The sequence below is a fragment of the Burkholderia sp. SIMBA_062 genome (assembly GCF_046534765.1).
Lineage (GTDB): Bacteria > Pseudomonadota > Gammaproteobacteria > Burkholderiales > Burkholderiaceae > Burkholderia > Burkholderia ambifaria.
In genome coordinates this window covers 240,785-254,408 of record NZ_JAWRYD010000005.1, presented here as the reverse complement: position 1 = coordinate 254,408, position 13,624 = coordinate 240,785, and the positions used below count along the sequence as shown (strand labels likewise).

The 13,624-nt window shown below is 67.1% G+C and carries 17 protein-coding genes; 12 read left to right on the top strand and 5 right to left on the bottom strand.

What is annotated here, in order from left to right; translation table 11 throughout:
* The first annotated feature begins 28 nt into the window (after nucleotides 1-28).
* Nucleotides 29-394 (top strand): cell division protein FtsB, encoded by a 366-nt coding sequence (gene ftsB, locus SB786_RS07785; RefSeq protein ID WP_410726989.1) that lies wholly within the window; start codon nucleotides 29-31, stop codon nucleotides 392-394.
* A gap of 155 nt (nucleotides 395-549) precedes the next feature.
* Here ftsB and SB786_RS07780 read toward each other — a convergent pair whose 3' ends face one another.
* The 3 genes from SB786_RS07780 to SB786_RS07770 form a co-directional block, all read right to left on the bottom strand.
* A complete protein-coding gene (locus SB786_RS07780; protein ID WP_410726988.1) occupies nucleotides 550-906 on the bottom strand; it encodes a hypothetical protein in 357 nt (118 codons plus the stop codon).
* Between the two features lie 135 nt (nucleotides 907-1,041).
* The gene (gene hslO, locus SB786_RS07775) at nucleotides 1,042-1,992 is read right to left on the bottom strand and encodes an Hsp33 family molecular chaperone HslO (RefSeq protein ID WP_410726987.1); all 951 of its coding nucleotides are present in this window, start codon (nucleotides 1,990-1,992) and stop codon (nucleotides 1,042-1,044) included.
* A 24-nt stretch (nucleotides 1,993-2,016) separates the two neighbouring features.
* Nucleotides 2,017-2,541, bottom strand: a complete 525-nt coding sequence (locus tag SB786_RS07770) for a gamma carbonic anhydrase family protein (RefSeq protein ID WP_006761906.1) — start codon at nucleotides 2,539-2,541, stop codon at nucleotides 2,017-2,019.
* 153 nt (nucleotides 2,542-2,694) lie between these two features.
* On the opposite strand from SB786_RS07770, the gene SB786_RS07765 reads away from it, so the two are divergent.
* From SB786_RS07765 to SB786_RS07715, 11 genes are all read left to right on the top strand, one after another.
* Nucleotides 2,695-3,546 carry a ferritin-like domain-containing protein gene (locus SB786_RS07765; protein WP_410726986.1) on the top strand — a complete coding sequence of 284 codons (852 nt, stop codon included), beginning with the start codon at nucleotides 2,695-2,697 and terminating at the stop codon, nucleotides 3,544-3,546.
* A 196-nt stretch (nucleotides 3,547-3,742) separates the two neighbouring features.
* The gene (locus tag SB786_RS07760; protein ID WP_410726985.1) at nucleotides 3,743-4,633 is read left to right on the top strand and encodes an alpha/beta fold hydrolase; all 891 of its coding nucleotides are present in this window, start codon (nucleotides 3,743-3,745) and stop codon (nucleotides 4,631-4,633) included.
* Between the two features lie 82 nt (nucleotides 4,634-4,715).
* A complete protein-coding gene (locus tag SB786_RS07755; protein ID WP_410726984.1) occupies nucleotides 4,716-5,546 on the top strand; it encodes a 3',5'-nucleoside bisphosphate phosphatase in 831 nt (276 codons plus the stop codon).
* Between the two features lie 72 nt (nucleotides 5,547-5,618).
* Entirely contained in the window at nucleotides 5,619-6,251 is a 633-nt protein-coding gene (locus tag SB786_RS07750; protein WP_006762218.1) for an L-threonylcarbamoyladenylate synthase, read from the top strand.
* Between the two features lie 49 nt (nucleotides 6,252-6,300).
* Complete coding sequence (locus SB786_RS07745) at nucleotides 6,301-6,963, top strand: site-2 protease family protein (protein WP_166722628.1); 663 nt, start codon at nucleotides 6,301-6,303, stop codon at nucleotides 6,961-6,963.
* An 8-nt stretch (nucleotides 6,964-6,971) separates the two neighbouring features.
* Nucleotides 6,972-8,174 (top strand): tryptophan--tRNA ligase, encoded by a 1,203-nt coding sequence (locus SB786_RS07740; RefSeq protein ID WP_410726983.1) that lies wholly within the window; start codon nucleotides 6,972-6,974, stop codon nucleotides 8,172-8,174.
* 9 nt (nucleotides 8,175-8,183) lie between these two features.
* Complete coding sequence (locus tag SB786_RS07735) at nucleotides 8,184-8,786, top strand: class I SAM-dependent methyltransferase (RefSeq protein WP_410726982.1); 603 nt, start codon at nucleotides 8,184-8,186, stop codon at nucleotides 8,784-8,786.
* A gap of 47 nt (nucleotides 8,787-8,833) precedes the next feature.
* Nucleotides 8,834-9,739 carry a 4-hydroxy-tetrahydrodipicolinate synthase gene (gene dapA, locus SB786_RS07730; protein ID WP_006751602.1) on the top strand — a complete coding sequence of 302 codons (906 nt, stop codon included), beginning with the start codon at nucleotides 8,834-8,836 and terminating at the stop codon, nucleotides 9,737-9,739.
* A 108-nt stretch (nucleotides 9,740-9,847) separates the two neighbouring features.
* Nucleotides 9,848-10,990 carry an outer membrane protein assembly factor BamC gene (bamC, locus tag SB786_RS07725; RefSeq protein ID WP_410726981.1) on the top strand — a complete coding sequence of 381 codons (1,143 nt, stop codon included), beginning with the start codon at nucleotides 9,848-9,850 and terminating at the stop codon, nucleotides 10,988-10,990.
* A gap of 4 nt (nucleotides 10,991-10,994) precedes the next feature.
* Nucleotides 10,995-11,771: an MBL fold metallo-hydrolase gene (locus SB786_RS07720; protein ID WP_006761912.1), complete on the top strand. Its 777-nt coding sequence runs from the start codon at nucleotides 10,995-10,997 to the stop codon at nucleotides 11,769-11,771.
* Between the two features lie 121 nt (nucleotides 11,772-11,892).
* On the top strand, nucleotides 11,893-12,075 hold the full coding sequence (locus SB786_RS07715; RefSeq protein WP_410727011.1) for a hypothetical protein: 183 nt from the start codon (nucleotides 11,893-11,895) through the stop codon (nucleotides 12,073-12,075).
* Between the two features lie 20 nt (nucleotides 12,076-12,095).
* Here SB786_RS07715 and SB786_RS07710 read toward each other — a convergent pair whose 3' ends face one another.
* Both SB786_RS07710 and SB786_RS07705 read right to left on the bottom strand, forming a co-directional pair.
* Nucleotides 12,096-12,341, bottom strand: a complete 246-nt coding sequence (locus tag SB786_RS07710) for a hypothetical protein (protein WP_410726980.1) — start codon at nucleotides 12,339-12,341, stop codon at nucleotides 12,096-12,098.
* A 54-nt stretch (nucleotides 12,342-12,395) separates the two neighbouring features.
* Nucleotides 12,396-13,616 carry a JmjC domain-containing protein gene (locus tag SB786_RS07705; protein ID WP_410726979.1) on the bottom strand — a complete coding sequence of 407 codons (1,221 nt, stop codon included), beginning with the start codon at nucleotides 13,614-13,616 and terminating at the stop codon, nucleotides 12,396-12,398.
* Nucleotides 13,617-13,624: the final 8 nt, after the last annotated feature.

The window sequence follows — 13,624 nt, the reverse complement described above, 5'->3', positions numbered from 1 at the left end:
CGGCGCTTCTTATATCTGCGTCTCTTACATGCGGCTTGTCACTGTCGTCCTGATTGCCTTGCTGGCGCTCATTCAGTACCCCCTATGGTGGGGACACGGCGGCTGGTTGCGGGTGCACGAATTGCGTCAGCAACTCGGCGATCAGCTGCAGAAGAACGCGGACGAGAAGCTGCGCAATGAGCGCATCGCGGGTGAGGTGCAGGATCTGCAAAGCGGCACCGCGGCCATCGAGGAGCGTGGGCGCTACGAGATGGGCATGGTGAAGGACGGCGAAGTATTCGTGCAGTTCGTGTCGCCGAACACGCCGGCCGGGCCGCTCAACACCACGCCGTCGAACACGTCGACGCGCGGCGCCGTGTCCGCGGCGCCCGTGCGTGTGGTGCCGAACCCGTAGTCGATTGCAAGGCCGTCGCGGCATCACGGCGGCGAGAAGGGCAAGCCCGCGCATCACTGAGCATGGCAGTCCGTACCATTGAAAAAGCGCGGGAAATGCCGCGCTTTTTTTATTTCCTGCCGGTTTTCAATCGGGTCGATCGGCGCGTTCGCGCATCACCACCACCAGCCCGGGTAACCGTAGCCATAGCCGATACCGGTGCCCCACCGGTTTCCCCAGCCGCCGTAATAGCCGCCGTAGACCGTCACGGGCGGCGGCGAGTAATACGCCCACGCGCGCGCGGCTGCCTCGGCTGCCATTGCATCGTTCTGCTCGCGCAGCACCTGCCGGTCGATTTCGTCGTAGCGTTTGCGTTCCGCACTCGACAGCGCGGGCGGCTGGCCGCCCGATGCGCCCGGTTCGGGCAGGCGGCTGAGGATCGTCGACGAAGGCGGCTGCACCGCGCAGCCGGCGAGGGCCAGCGTGCCGACGGCGACGCTGGTCAGGACGAAGGTGCGGAACGGGTGATTCATGTGTCTCTCCAGCAGCGCGCCGACAGCGAGAAGCGGCTTGTGCCGAAGGCCAGGCCTGAGGCGACCGAGCCGTGCGTGCGACGCTCATGCGTCCATTATGCGCCCGCGCCCGCATCGCGCGCACGGGCGCGCGGCTCAGTGACGCTGGTCGGTCGCGGGCGTGATGCCGGTCGCGAGTTCCGGCGCGGCGAACAACTGCGCGACGTCGACGGGGTCGAACTCGTAGCGCTGGTTGCAGAACTCGCAGTGAATCTCGACGTGACCGCGCTCGACGATCACGCTGTCGACTTCATCGCGACCGAGCATGCGCAGCATCGCGCCGACCTTCTCGCGCGAGCACGAGCACTGGAAGCGCGTACCGGCCGGCTCGAAGTGCTGCACGTTTTCCTGCCAGAAGAGCCGGCGGAACACGACTTCCGGCTCGACCTCGAGCAGTTCCTTGGCGGACAGCGTGCTGCCGAGCGTGCAGACACGCTCCCAGGTGTCTGCGTCCGTCTCGGCGTTGCGCGGCACGATGCCGCCGTCGCCCGGCAGCTTCTGCAGCAGCATGCCGACCGCTCGGTCGCGATCGGCCGCGAGCCACAGCCGCGTGTCGAGCTGCTCCGAGTGATGCATGTAGTGCTCGAGCACCTGCGACACCGATTCGAGCGGACCGTCGACGCCGTTCAGCGGTACGATGCCCTGGTACGGCTGCTGGCCCGGCAGCTTCTCGGCCGGGTCGAGCGTGATCACGCAACGGCCGTGGCCGCTCGCATTGACGAGCGACGCAAAGCGCGTGTCGTCGCCAATCGTCTGCGCCGCGTCGCCGGCGAACTTGGCCGTGGCGCGCATCGACAGGTCCGAGCTGCACTGGACGACCAGCATCTGGACCGGCCCGTCGCCGAAGATCTGCATGATCAGGGTGCCGTGAAATTTCAGGTTCGCGGATAGCAGCGCACACGCGGCCATCATCTCGCCGAGCACCGTGCGCACCGGGGCAGGGTAATCACGGCGGGAAAGCACCTCTTGCCACGTGTTGCGCAGCGACACGATTTCGCCGCGCACGGGTGCCGAATTGAACATGAATTTCTGTAACTGGTCGCTCACTCTTGTTCCTTGAAATCGCGCGAATCACCCGATCCGCACGAGTTGCTCCTTGAAATGCGCACGCCGCTCGACGTACGTCTTCGCATTTGCGCGCAGCCGCGCGATGTCGTCCGCCGACAGCTCGCGCACGACTTTCGCCGGGGCGCCGAGAATCAGCGAGTTGTCCGGGAACACCTTGCCTTCCGTCACGACCGCGCCTGCGCCAACCAGACAGTTGCGGCCGATGACCGCACCATTCAAGACCACCGCCTGAATCCCGATCAGCGAACCTTCGCCGATCGTGCATCCGTGCAGCATCGCCTGGTGCCCGATCGTCACGTTTTCCGCAATCGTCAGCGGAAAACCGGGGTCCGTGTGCAGGACCGCGCCTTCCTGGACATTGCTGCCGGTGCCGACCGTGATCGTCTCGTTGTCGCCGCGAATCGTCGCGCCGAACCATACGCTCGCGTTTTCCTCCAGCACGACCTTGCCGATGATGGCCGCCGTATCGGCGACGAATACGCTTTCGTGGATCGTCGGGGCCGTCTCGCCCAGTTTGTAGATCGTCACGGGGTCTCCTGTCTCTTCGATGATGGGCGCCGGTAGAATGGCGCGTCTGGCGTGTCGGGCGCATTGCATTGCGTCGCGGCACAAACGCATATTGTAAACCGTCGCGTGCGTGCGCTCCCGCGATGCGCACGGACGGTGCCCCCGTTTGAGAGCATGGAGCCTTCTTCTTTCACTGCCGCGCCGCGCTGTGTGCGCCGCGCCGCGCTCGACGCGCTGCGGATGTCCGAGCCGGCCGCGAAGGCCGCGCAGGTCCGCGCGCTGTACGACGCCTTGCTGGGCGGGCAGGCCGCGATCGCGCGGGCGCTCGACCTGGACGAACCGGCCGACCTGCCGGGCCGCCCGGCGCGCCCGCCGCTCGTCGAGCCGCGCCAGCTCGAGCGTCGCAGCATGCGCTCCCCCGCGGGGCGCGCGGTGCTGCTGCACGCGCTCGCGCATATCGAATTCAATGCGATCAACCTCGCGCTCGACGCCGTGTGGCGCTTCGCGCGGATGCCGGACGCGTTCTATGCGGACTGGCTGAAGGTCGCGGCCGAGGAGGCTTATCACTTCACGCTGCTGTCCGAGCGGCTGGCCGGGTTCGGGCATGCGTACGGCGATTTTCCCGCGCACAACGGGCTGTGGGAGATGTGCGAGCGGACCAAGGCCGATGTGCTCGCGCGGATGGCGCTCGTGCCGCGCACGCTCGAGGCGCGCGGGCTCGATGCGTCGCCACCGATCCGCGCGCGGCTCGTGCAGGCCGGCGACGACGCATCCGCGGCGATCCTCGACGTGATCCTGCACGACGAGATCGGCCATGTCGCGATCGGGAACCGCTGGTTCCGGCACTTGTGCGACGCGGCCGGCCGCGATCCGGTGCCGGCTTACCGCGAACTGGCCGAGCAGTACCATGCGCCGCGGCTGCGCGGTCCGTTCAATTTCGACGCGCGCCGCACTGCGGGATTCGAGCAGGCGGAGCTGGACGAACTGGCCGCGCAGGACGCGGCGGACGGCAAGGCGGCGGGTTAGGGCGGGTGCGTGCCGCCGGCTGTCGCGGTACGAAAGCTGTCGCAGGTCGGCCGTAACGCCATGCCGCGGGCATCCAGTGCGCCGGTTGCGCGCGCTATCGGCTCGCCGTCGCTAGAGAGCGGCCTCGATCGCCGGCCGCCGGAATGCAGGCGCCACCGCTATAATCGAACGATCATTCTTTTTTCTGGCGGCTGCAATGAGTGCGTCGAGTTCTGTTTCCGATTTCGTCACGGTGCGCGGCGTCAAGCTGCATGTGCGGCGCTGGGGCCGGCCCGATGCGCCGACGCTGTTCATGCTGCACGGCTGGATGGACGTCGCCGCGTCGTTCCAGTTCGTCGTCGACGCGCTCGCGGGCGACTGGCAGGTGATCGCGCCGGATGCGCGCGGCTTCGGCCTGTCCGACTGGCCGGTCGCACGGCACGGCGGCGGTCATTACTGGTTCCACGAATACCTGGGCGATCTCGATGCGCTCGTCGATCACTATGCGCCCACCGGCGAAGTCAACCTGATCGGGCACAGCATGGGCGCGAACGTCGTGTGCCTGTACGCGGGCGCGCGGCCGGAGCGCGTGCGGCGCGTGGTCGATCTCGAAGGGTTCGGGCTCGCCCCCGCGCGGGCCGAGCAGGCGCCGCGCCGGCTGCGTGGCTGGCTCGACGAGTTGCGCGAGCCGCCGGTGCTGCGCCCGTACGCGTCACTCGACGACGTGGCGGCCCGGCTGGTCAAGACCAATCCGCGGCTCGATGCGCGCCGCGCCGCGTTCCTTGCCGCACACTGGTCGAAGCGCGGCGACGATGGCCTGTACCACCTGCTGGCGGACCCCGCGCACAAGATGGCGGGTCCGATGCTGTACCGGCTCGACGAGGTGATGGCCGTCTGGAAGCAGGTGCGCGCGAAGGTGCTGCACGTCGAGGCCGTCGCTTCGCCGACGCTCGCGTACCTCGCGGGTGACATCCCGCTGCCCGAGTTCAAGGCGCGCTTCGGCGCGTTCCCCGACTGGCGCGAAAAGCTCGTCGAGGATGCCGGCCACATGGTCCATCACGACCAGCCGGAGCAGATCGCGGCGCTGATCGAGGCCTTCTGCGCGTAGGCCAGCGGCGGTGGCGGCAGGGCAGGCGGGCGGCGCAATTGCCGCATTGCAGTAGAATGAAGCTTCACCTGCCATACCGACAATGAACGCTGATCTCCACTGCCATTCGAATGTTTCCGACGGGTTGCTGTCGCCTGCCGACGTCGCGCGCCGCGCCCATGCCGGCGGCGTGACCTTGTGGGCGCTGACCGACCACGACGAGATCGGTGGCCAGGCGGCGGCGCGCAGCGAGGCGCAAGCGCTCGGCATGCGCTACCTGAGCGGCGTCGAGATTTCGGTCACGTGGGCGTCGCGCACCGTGCACATCGTCGGGCTGCACATCGATCCGTCGAACCCGATGCTCATCGACGGCCTCTATCGCACGCGGCACGGCCGTGCCGCCCGCGCGCACGCGATCGCCGCGCAGCTCGAGACGCTCGGCATCCCCGGCGCGTACGAAGGCGCACTGAAGTACGTATCGAATCCCGACCTGATCTCTCGTACCCACTTCGCGCGCTTTCTGGTCGAGAACGGCCACGCCGAATCCACTTCCGACGTGTTCGACCGCCTGCTCGGCGACGGCAAGCCCGGCTTCGTCCCGCACCGCTGGGCGACGTTGTCCGATGCGGTTTCGTGGATTCGTGCGGCGGGCGGCGAGGCCGTCGTCGCTCATCCCGGCCGCTACCGCTATACGCCGGTCGAATTCGATGCGTTCTTCGGCGAATTCATCGATCTGGGCGGCCGTGCGATCGAGGTCATCACGGGCAGCCACACGCCCGACCAGTACCGCGAATACGCGGACGTCGCCCGCCGCTTCGGCTTCGAAGTGTCGCGCGGTTCGGATTTCCACGCGCCGGGCGAGGGCCGCATCGAGCTCGGCGGCCTGCCGCCGTTGCCGCCCGACCTGAAACCGGTCTGGGAACGCTGGCTCTGACGCGCAGCGGCCGCTTGCCGCACGCGGCGCCCGTCGCGCCCGCATCCGACTTTTCCCCCTTTACGTACCCTCATGTCCCAGTTCTTCAGGATTCACCCGGATAATCCGCAGCCGCGCCTGATCAAGCAGGCCGCGGATATCGTCAGCAAGGGCGGCGTGATCGCGATGCCGACCGATTCGAGCTATGCGCTCGCATGCCACCTCGACGACAAGGACGCGGTCGAGCGCGTGCGCCGCATCCGCGGCCTCGACGACAAGCAGCACCTGTCGCTGCTCGTGCGCGACCTGTCGGAGCTGGCCAACTTCGCGATGGTGGACAACCGCCAGTACCGGCAGATCAAATCGGTGACGCCGGGCCCATACGTGTTCATCCTGCAGGCGACGAAGGAAGTGCCGCGCCGGCTGTCGCACCCGTCGCGCAAGACGATCGGGCTGCGCGTGCCCGATCACGCGATCACGCTCGCGCTGCTCGAATCGCTGGGTCAGCCGTTGCTCGGCACGACGCTGATCCTGCCGCCGGACGACGAGCCGCTCAACGATCCGGAGGACATCCGTGCGCGGCTCGAGAAGCAGGTCGATCTCGTGATCGACGGCGGTGCGTGTCCGCGCGAGCCGTCGACGGTGATCGACCTGACGGGCGACGAGCCGCAGCTCGTGCGCGCGGGGCGCGGCGCGCTCGAACCATTCGGGCTCGTGGCCGCGTAAGCGCACGCCGTTCATTTTTGCGCGAGTGCGCTTGTTACAATAACGCGATATGGATGCTTCCCTGATACAGACCATCGCCGTCTACGCGCTGCCCGTGATCTTCGCGATCACGCTGCACGAGGCCGCGCACGGCTACGCCGCGCGCCTGCTTGGCGACAACACCGCCTACATGATGGGGCGCGTGTCCTTCAATCCGATGCGCCACATCGATCCGCTCGGTACGATCGCGATCCCGCTCGCGATGTATTTCCTGACCGGCGGCGCGTTCCTGTTCGGCTATGCGAAGCCGGTGCCGGTATCGTTCGGCAATCTGCGCGATCCGCGTTGGGGCAGCCTGTGGGTGGCGCTCGCGGGCCCGGCCTGCAACTTCGTGCAGGCGTTGATCTGGGGCATGTTGACCATCGTGCTGCCCGCAGCCGGCGTCGACGAGCCGTTCTTCACGCGGATGGCCTACGCGGGCGTCAGCGCGAACCTGGTGCTCGGCGTGCTGAACCTGTTTCCGCTGCCGCCGCTCGACGGCGGCCGCATCCTGGCGGCGCTGCTGCCGCCGAAGCAATCGATCGCGCTGTCGCGCATCGAGCCGTACGGTTTCATCATCGTCCTCGTGCTGGTCGCGACGGGCGTGCTGACGAACTTCTGGCTGCGCCCGCTCGTGAACGCCGCGGCCGGCGTGCTGAGCGCCATCCTGTCTCCCTTCGCCTCGCTTTTCTAACGACAATCATGTTCCCAGATCGTATTTTCTCCGGCATGCGACCCACCGGGTCGCTGCACCTCGGCCACTACCACGGCGTGCTGAAAAACTGGGTGAAGCTGCAGTCCGAGTACCCGTGTTTCTTCTGCGTGGTCGACTGGCATGCGCTGACGACGCACTACGAGACGCCCGAGGTCATCGAGAAGAACGTGTGGGACGTGCTGATCGACTGGCTCGCGTCCGGCATCGATCCGGCGCAGGCGACGCTGTTCATCCAGAGCAAGGTGCCCGAGCATGCGGAACTCGCGCTGCTGCTCGGCATGAGCACGCCGCTCGGCTGGCTCGAGCGCGTGCCGACCTACAAGGAGCAGATGGAGAAGCTCAAGGACAAGGATCTGTCGACCTACGGCTTCCTCGGCTACCCGGTGCTGATGGCCGCCGACATCCTGCTGTATCGCGGCTCGCTCGTGCCGGTCGGCGAAGACCAGGTGCCGCACGTCGAGATGACGCGCGAGATCGCGCGCCGCTTCAACTACCTGTACGGCCGCGAGCCGGGTTTCGAGGAGAAGGCGCTCGAAGCCGCGAAGAAGCTCGGCGGCAAGCGCGCGAAGCTCTATCACGAGCTGCGCAATGGATACCAGCAGGAGGGCGACGACGAAGCGCTCGAACAGGCGCGCGCGATGCTGCACGAATCGCAGAGCCTGTCGATGAGCGACCGCGAGCGCCTGTTCGGCTATCTCGAAGGCGCGCGCAAGATCATCCTGGTCGAACCGCAGGCGCTCCTGACAGAAGCGTCCCGGATGCCGGGCCTCGACGGCCAGAAGATGTCGAAGTCGTACGGCAATACGATCGGCCTGCGCGAAGACGCGGAGACGATCACGAAGAAGGTCCGCACGATGCCGACCGATCCGGCGCGCGTGCGCCGCACCGATCCGGGCGATCCCGACAAGTGCCCGGTGTGGCAGCTGCACCAGGTCTATACGGACGCAACGACGCATGAGTGGGTGCAGAACGGCTGCCGTTCGGCGGGCATCGGCTGCCTCGACTGCAAGCAGCCGGTCGTCGAAGGGATCCTGCGCGAACAGCAGCCGATGCTCGAGCGCGCGCAGAAGTACATGGACGATCCGTCGCTGCTGCGCGCGATCGTCGCGGACGGCTGCGACAAGGCGCGCAAGCACGCGGTCGAGACGATGCGCGACGTGCGCGAGGCGATGGGCCTGTCGTACACCTGAGCTGACGGCATGCGCGAATCCGTCATTGTCGCCGCGGGCGGCCACGTCGCCCAGACCGAGCCGTCGCGCTGGGTCGCCCGGTGGTCGTGGCTCGTCCCGGCCGGCGGTGCGGTGCTCGACGTGGCGGCGGGCGGCGGCCGCCATGCGCGCTGGTTTGCGTCGCACGGGCATCCGGTCGTCGCGCTCGACCGCGATCCGGTCGCGCTGGCCGCATTGCGGGCGATCGCAGGCGTCGACGCGCGCGACGCCGATCTCGAGGGGGCACCCTGGCCGCTGCAGGCCGGCGCGTCGTTCGCGGCCGTGATCGTCACCCATTATCTGCATCGTCCGCTCTGGCCCCATCTGCTCGAGGCGGTGGCGCCGGGCGGCGTGCTCATCTACGAAACCTTCGCGCAAGGAAACGAAACGGTCGGCAAACCGTCCAATCCCGCGTTCCTGCTCGCTCCGGGCGAGTTGCTGGACGCGGTGCGCGGCCGCCTGCGGGTGGTCGCCTACGAGGACGGATTCGTCGCCGGGCCCCGCGAGGCGTTCGTGCAGCGCATCTGCGCGGTACGTGAAGGCGTGACCCCGACGGCGGGGGCGGGAATTCCACGTTACGAACTGCCCGGCTAATCCGCTACAATCTCACCGTTTACCGGTACATCAATCAATCGCGTTTCATGGCTAACGGCACCCAAGACGGCATTCAAATCCGCGGCAGCATCCCCGCGATCGTCACTCCGATGCTCGAAGACGGCAGTCTCGATCTGCCGGCGTTTCGCAAACTGATCGACTGGCACATCGCGGAAGGCACCGACGCAATCGTCGTGGTCGGCACGAGTGGCGAGTCGGCAACGCTCAACGTCGAAGAGCACATCCTGATGATCCGCACGGCGGTCGAGCATGCGGCGAAACGCATCCCGATCATCGCGGGCGCGGGCGGCAATTCGACCGCGGAGGCGATCGAACTGACGAAGCACGCGAAGGCCGTCGGCGCCGACGCGACGCTGCAGGTCGTGCCGTACTACAACAAGCCCACGCAGGAAGGGATGTACCGGCACTTCAAGTCGATCGCCGAAGCGGTCGACCTGCCGGTGATCCTGTACAACGTGCCGGGCCGCACGGTCGCCGACATGGCGCACGAGACGACGCTGCGCCTCGCGCAGGTGCCGGGCATCATCGGCGTGAAGGAGGCGACGGGCAACATCGATCGCGCCGCGCACCTGATCAAGGCCGCGCCGAAGCATTTTGCGATCTACAGCGGCGACGATCCGACCGCGATCGCGCTGATGCTGCTGGGGGGCCACGGCAACATCTCGGTGACGGCGAACGTCGCACCGCGCGCGATGAGCGACCTGTGCCGCGCGGCGCTGGCCGGCGACGTCGCCACGGCGCGCGCGCTGCACATGAAGCTGCTGTCGCTGCACAAGAACCTGTTCATCGAGGCAAACCCGATTCCGGTGAAGTGGGCGCTGCAGGCGATGGGCAAGATGCAGGGCGGCATCCGCCTGCCGCTTACGCCGCTCGACGAGCGCTGTCACGATGTCGTGCGTTCGGCCCTGGTCGAGGCCGGCGTCCTCGCCTGATGCACAGGCGGCCGCGTCCTGCGGCCGCCGGCACTCCTCATCAACCCGCACCGGCCGGCTCCGTCCGGCGCCGCTCCTGACGAGCGCTCTAGCAAGACGAAGGATTTCATGAAACGTTTCGCCTTTTCATCTCGCGCCATCCAGGTTTCGGTGGTGGCGCTGGCGCTGGGCGCGCTCGCCGGCTGCGATACGCTGAACGACTATCTGGCTCCTGACCGGGTCAACTACAAGAACACGGGTTCGGCGCCGCCGCTCGCGGTGCCGAGCGACCTGAAGCCGGTGCCGACGACCCAGCAGTTCGTCGCGCCGCCGAGCAACGCAGGTCTCGGCACGCTGCCGCCGCGGGCGACGACGGCCGCCGGCAACGCGACCGACGGCGTCCCGAGCGCGCAGGATCCGCTCGGCATGCATATCGAGCGCGACGGCGACCGCCGCTGGCTCGTCGTCGACGGGCGTACGCCCGAGCAGCTGTGGCCGATCCTGAAGGAATTCTGGCAGGAGAACGGCTTCTCGCTGAAGACCGACGCGCCGTCGACCGGCATCATGGCCACCGACTGGGCCGAGAATCGCGCGAACATTCCGGACGACTGGTTCCGCCGCACGATCGGCAAGGTCATCGATTTCGCGTACTCGTCCGGCACGCGCGACCGTTTCCGTACGCTCGTGAACCGCACGCCGAACGGCAACACCGACATCTCGATCACGCACAGCGCGATGGAGGAAATGATGGTCGGTCCGCAGGGCGGCACGTCGTCGCGCTGGGAAGAGCGTCCGCGCAACCCGGTGCTCGAGGCCGTGTTCCTGTCGAAGCTGATGCAGAAGTTCGGCCTGAGCGACGCGCAGGCGAAGCAGCTGCTGACGGACGCGCGTCCGGCGACGGCGCCGGCGCAGGTCGGCGACGCGAGCAGCGGCGCCGCGACGCTGCAACTGGCTGAATCGTTCGACCGCGCATGGCTGCGCGTCGGTCTCGCGCTCGACCGCACCAATTTCGCGGTCGACAATCGCGACCGCGAGAAGGGCCTGTACACGGTCCGCTACGCGAACACGATGGAAGAGCTCAAGCGCGACGGGCTGTTCGGCAAGCTGTTCTACGGCGGCCCGGCGGCGGCCAAGCCCGGCAAGGAATACCTGGTCAACGTGCGCGCCCAAGGCAGCGGCACGCAGGTCGCGGTGGTCGACGCCAGTGGCAAGGTCGACAACTCGTCGGACGCGCAGCGGATCATTTCGCTGCTGCACGCCGAACTGAACTGAACGCGTGCGCTTCGCCAGCCTCGGTAGCGGCAGCGAAGGCAACGCACTGGTCGTCGAGGTCGCGAGCGGCACGACGACCACGCGCGTGCTGCTCGACTGCGGTTTTTCAGCGAAGGAGGTCGAGCGCCGTCTCGGCCGCCTGAATCTCGGCATCGACGATCTCGATGCGATTCTCGTCACCCACGAACACAGCGACCACGTCGGCAGCGCGTTGACGCTCGCGCGGCGCGGGTCGCTGCCGCTCTACATGAGCTGGGGCACGGCGCGCGCGGTGGGCGCGGACGAGGCCGATGTCGATCTCCACGTGTTGTGGGGCGACGAGACGGCTGCGATACGCGATCTGGCCGTGATGCCCTATACGGTGCCCCACGACGCGCGGGAACCGCTCCAGTTCGTCTTCATGGACGGTTGCCGGCGGCTCGGCGTGCTGACCGACGTCGGAATGGCCACGCCGCACATCACGACTGTCCTGAGCGGCTGTGACGCGCTGGTGCTCGAATCCAACCACGATACCGCGATGCTGGCCGGGAGCCGCTATCCGCAGTCGCTGAAGGCGCGGATCGGCGGCAATCATGGCCACCTGAGCAACGATGCCGCCGCCGACATCCTCGCGTCGCTCGAGCGCAGCCGCCTCCAGCATCTTGTCGCGGCGCACCTGAGCCAGCAGAACAATCGTCCCGAGCTGGCCCGCCAGGCGTTTGCCGGCGTGCTGGGAACGGACGGGGAGGAGGTGGTCGTCGCCACGCAGGACGCGGGCTTCGACTGGCTGACGCTCGGCTGAGCGGCCGCGCAAGGGCGCAAGAGGGGTGGGGCGCGTCTTGGCCGTCCTGGCTGCCTGGCGCGAGATACGGAACCGACAGACATAAAAAAACCGGCCCAAAGGGCCGGTTTTTTTTCAGCTGATGCTGAGGCTTACTGGCTTGCGCCCGAAGCCGGAGCAGCCGGCGCTGCCGAAGCAGCCGACGCCACAGCAGCAGCTGCATCGCTCGCAGCAGCCGAAGCCGACGAAGCAGCAGCCGAAGCGTCGCTCGCAGCACCGGCAACTGCCGAAGCAGCCGACGAAGCAGCAGCCGATGCGTCGCTAGCAGCCGACGAAGCAGCTTGATCAGCGCTCTTGTTGCAAGCAGCCAGTGCAACAGCAGCCAACAGGGAAGCTACGAGGAGGGATTTCTTCATGATCACGTCCTTTTATGGTTAAAGGTAAGCAACAGCGCGAAACAATACCGGTAATGTGCTCCAACACCGACCTGGGCCGCTGGTGGAGACGCACTCCTAGAGCGTGAATCTTCCCTACGGCTTGGGCGGAAATTATATGCACTTTCCTATCGACCGTCGACAAATGCGGGGTCAATACGTTGTCTTTCCCATACAGAATTTGATCTGCATGGGCATACGGGGTAACTGACTAAATCCGGTTTCCGACCCGTATCCAGCCCGCACAATACCACTCGTGCAGCAAGGCTGTCATGGAGGGACCCCGAGAGAGTGTTACAAACCGTTTCGCCTCCATATAGCGCAGATTGGCCAGTTCGGGCAGCCATTCTCCGGCTTGCTCGAGCGGTTCTTCTTCACCATTAATGAAGTACGATCGCGCGTTATACATCAATGCGGCCCTTCTGTCGAGATACACGCCGCGGCGTGACGCCTGCGCGACGAACGCGGCCTCGGACAGCGGGCGTGCCGGTGGCTCGAATACCACGCTCGATTTCGGCTCGCTCAGGTAGCAGCCGAGGAATTCGGCGACGTCGCGCTTGCGCCAGCGGATTGCGTCGACGATCTCGGCTACGCGCTCGACCATCGCCGGCGGCAGTTGCGCCGGCGTGTCGACCGCCGGTTGCTTCGGGTCGCGGTAGAGTGCATCGCCGCGCTCATCGCGCAGGCCGCCGCGTTCCGCGAGGTAGTACAGGAATTGCGCGCCCAGCTCCCCGGCGGACGGTGCCCGAAAGCCGATCGAGCAGGTCATGCACTCGCCTTCGGCCACGCCGTCGTGCGCGATGTGCGGGGGCAGGTACAGCATGTCGCCCGGCTCCAGCACCCACTCGTCGCTCGGCTCGAAATGCTCGAGGATCTTCAGTGGCACGTCCGGCTGCAGCGACAGATCCTTCTGCGCGCCGATGCGCCAGCGGCGCCGGCCCTCGACCTGCAGCAGGAACACGTCGTACGAGTCGAAGTGGGGGCCGACGCCGCCGCCGTCCGTCGCGTATGAAATCATCAGGTCGTCGAGGCGCGCGTCCGGGACGAAGCGGAAGCGGTCGAGCAGCGCGCGTGCCGCGTCGACGTGCAGGTCGAGCCCCTGCACGAGCAGTGACCAGGACTTGCGCGACACGGCTGGCAGCGCGCCCGGCTCGAATGGACCGTGCGCGAGTTGCCACTTGTTACGAAAATGGGTGATCAGTCGCGATTCGGCGTCATAGTCGGCCGCCAGTTCGAAAAGCGCGTCGCGCGTGACCGGCGGCTTCACGCCGGGGATCGCCTGGCGGATCAAGAGCGGCTTCTTCTGCCAGTAGCGGCGCATGAATTGCGCCGGCGAGAGACCGCCGAGCAGCGGTGTGGGAAGATCGGAAGGCGGCGCGCCGAGCGGCGCGGCAGCGGCATCCCGCGGTTCGGCTTGAGACCGGTTGCGCATCGTATAAT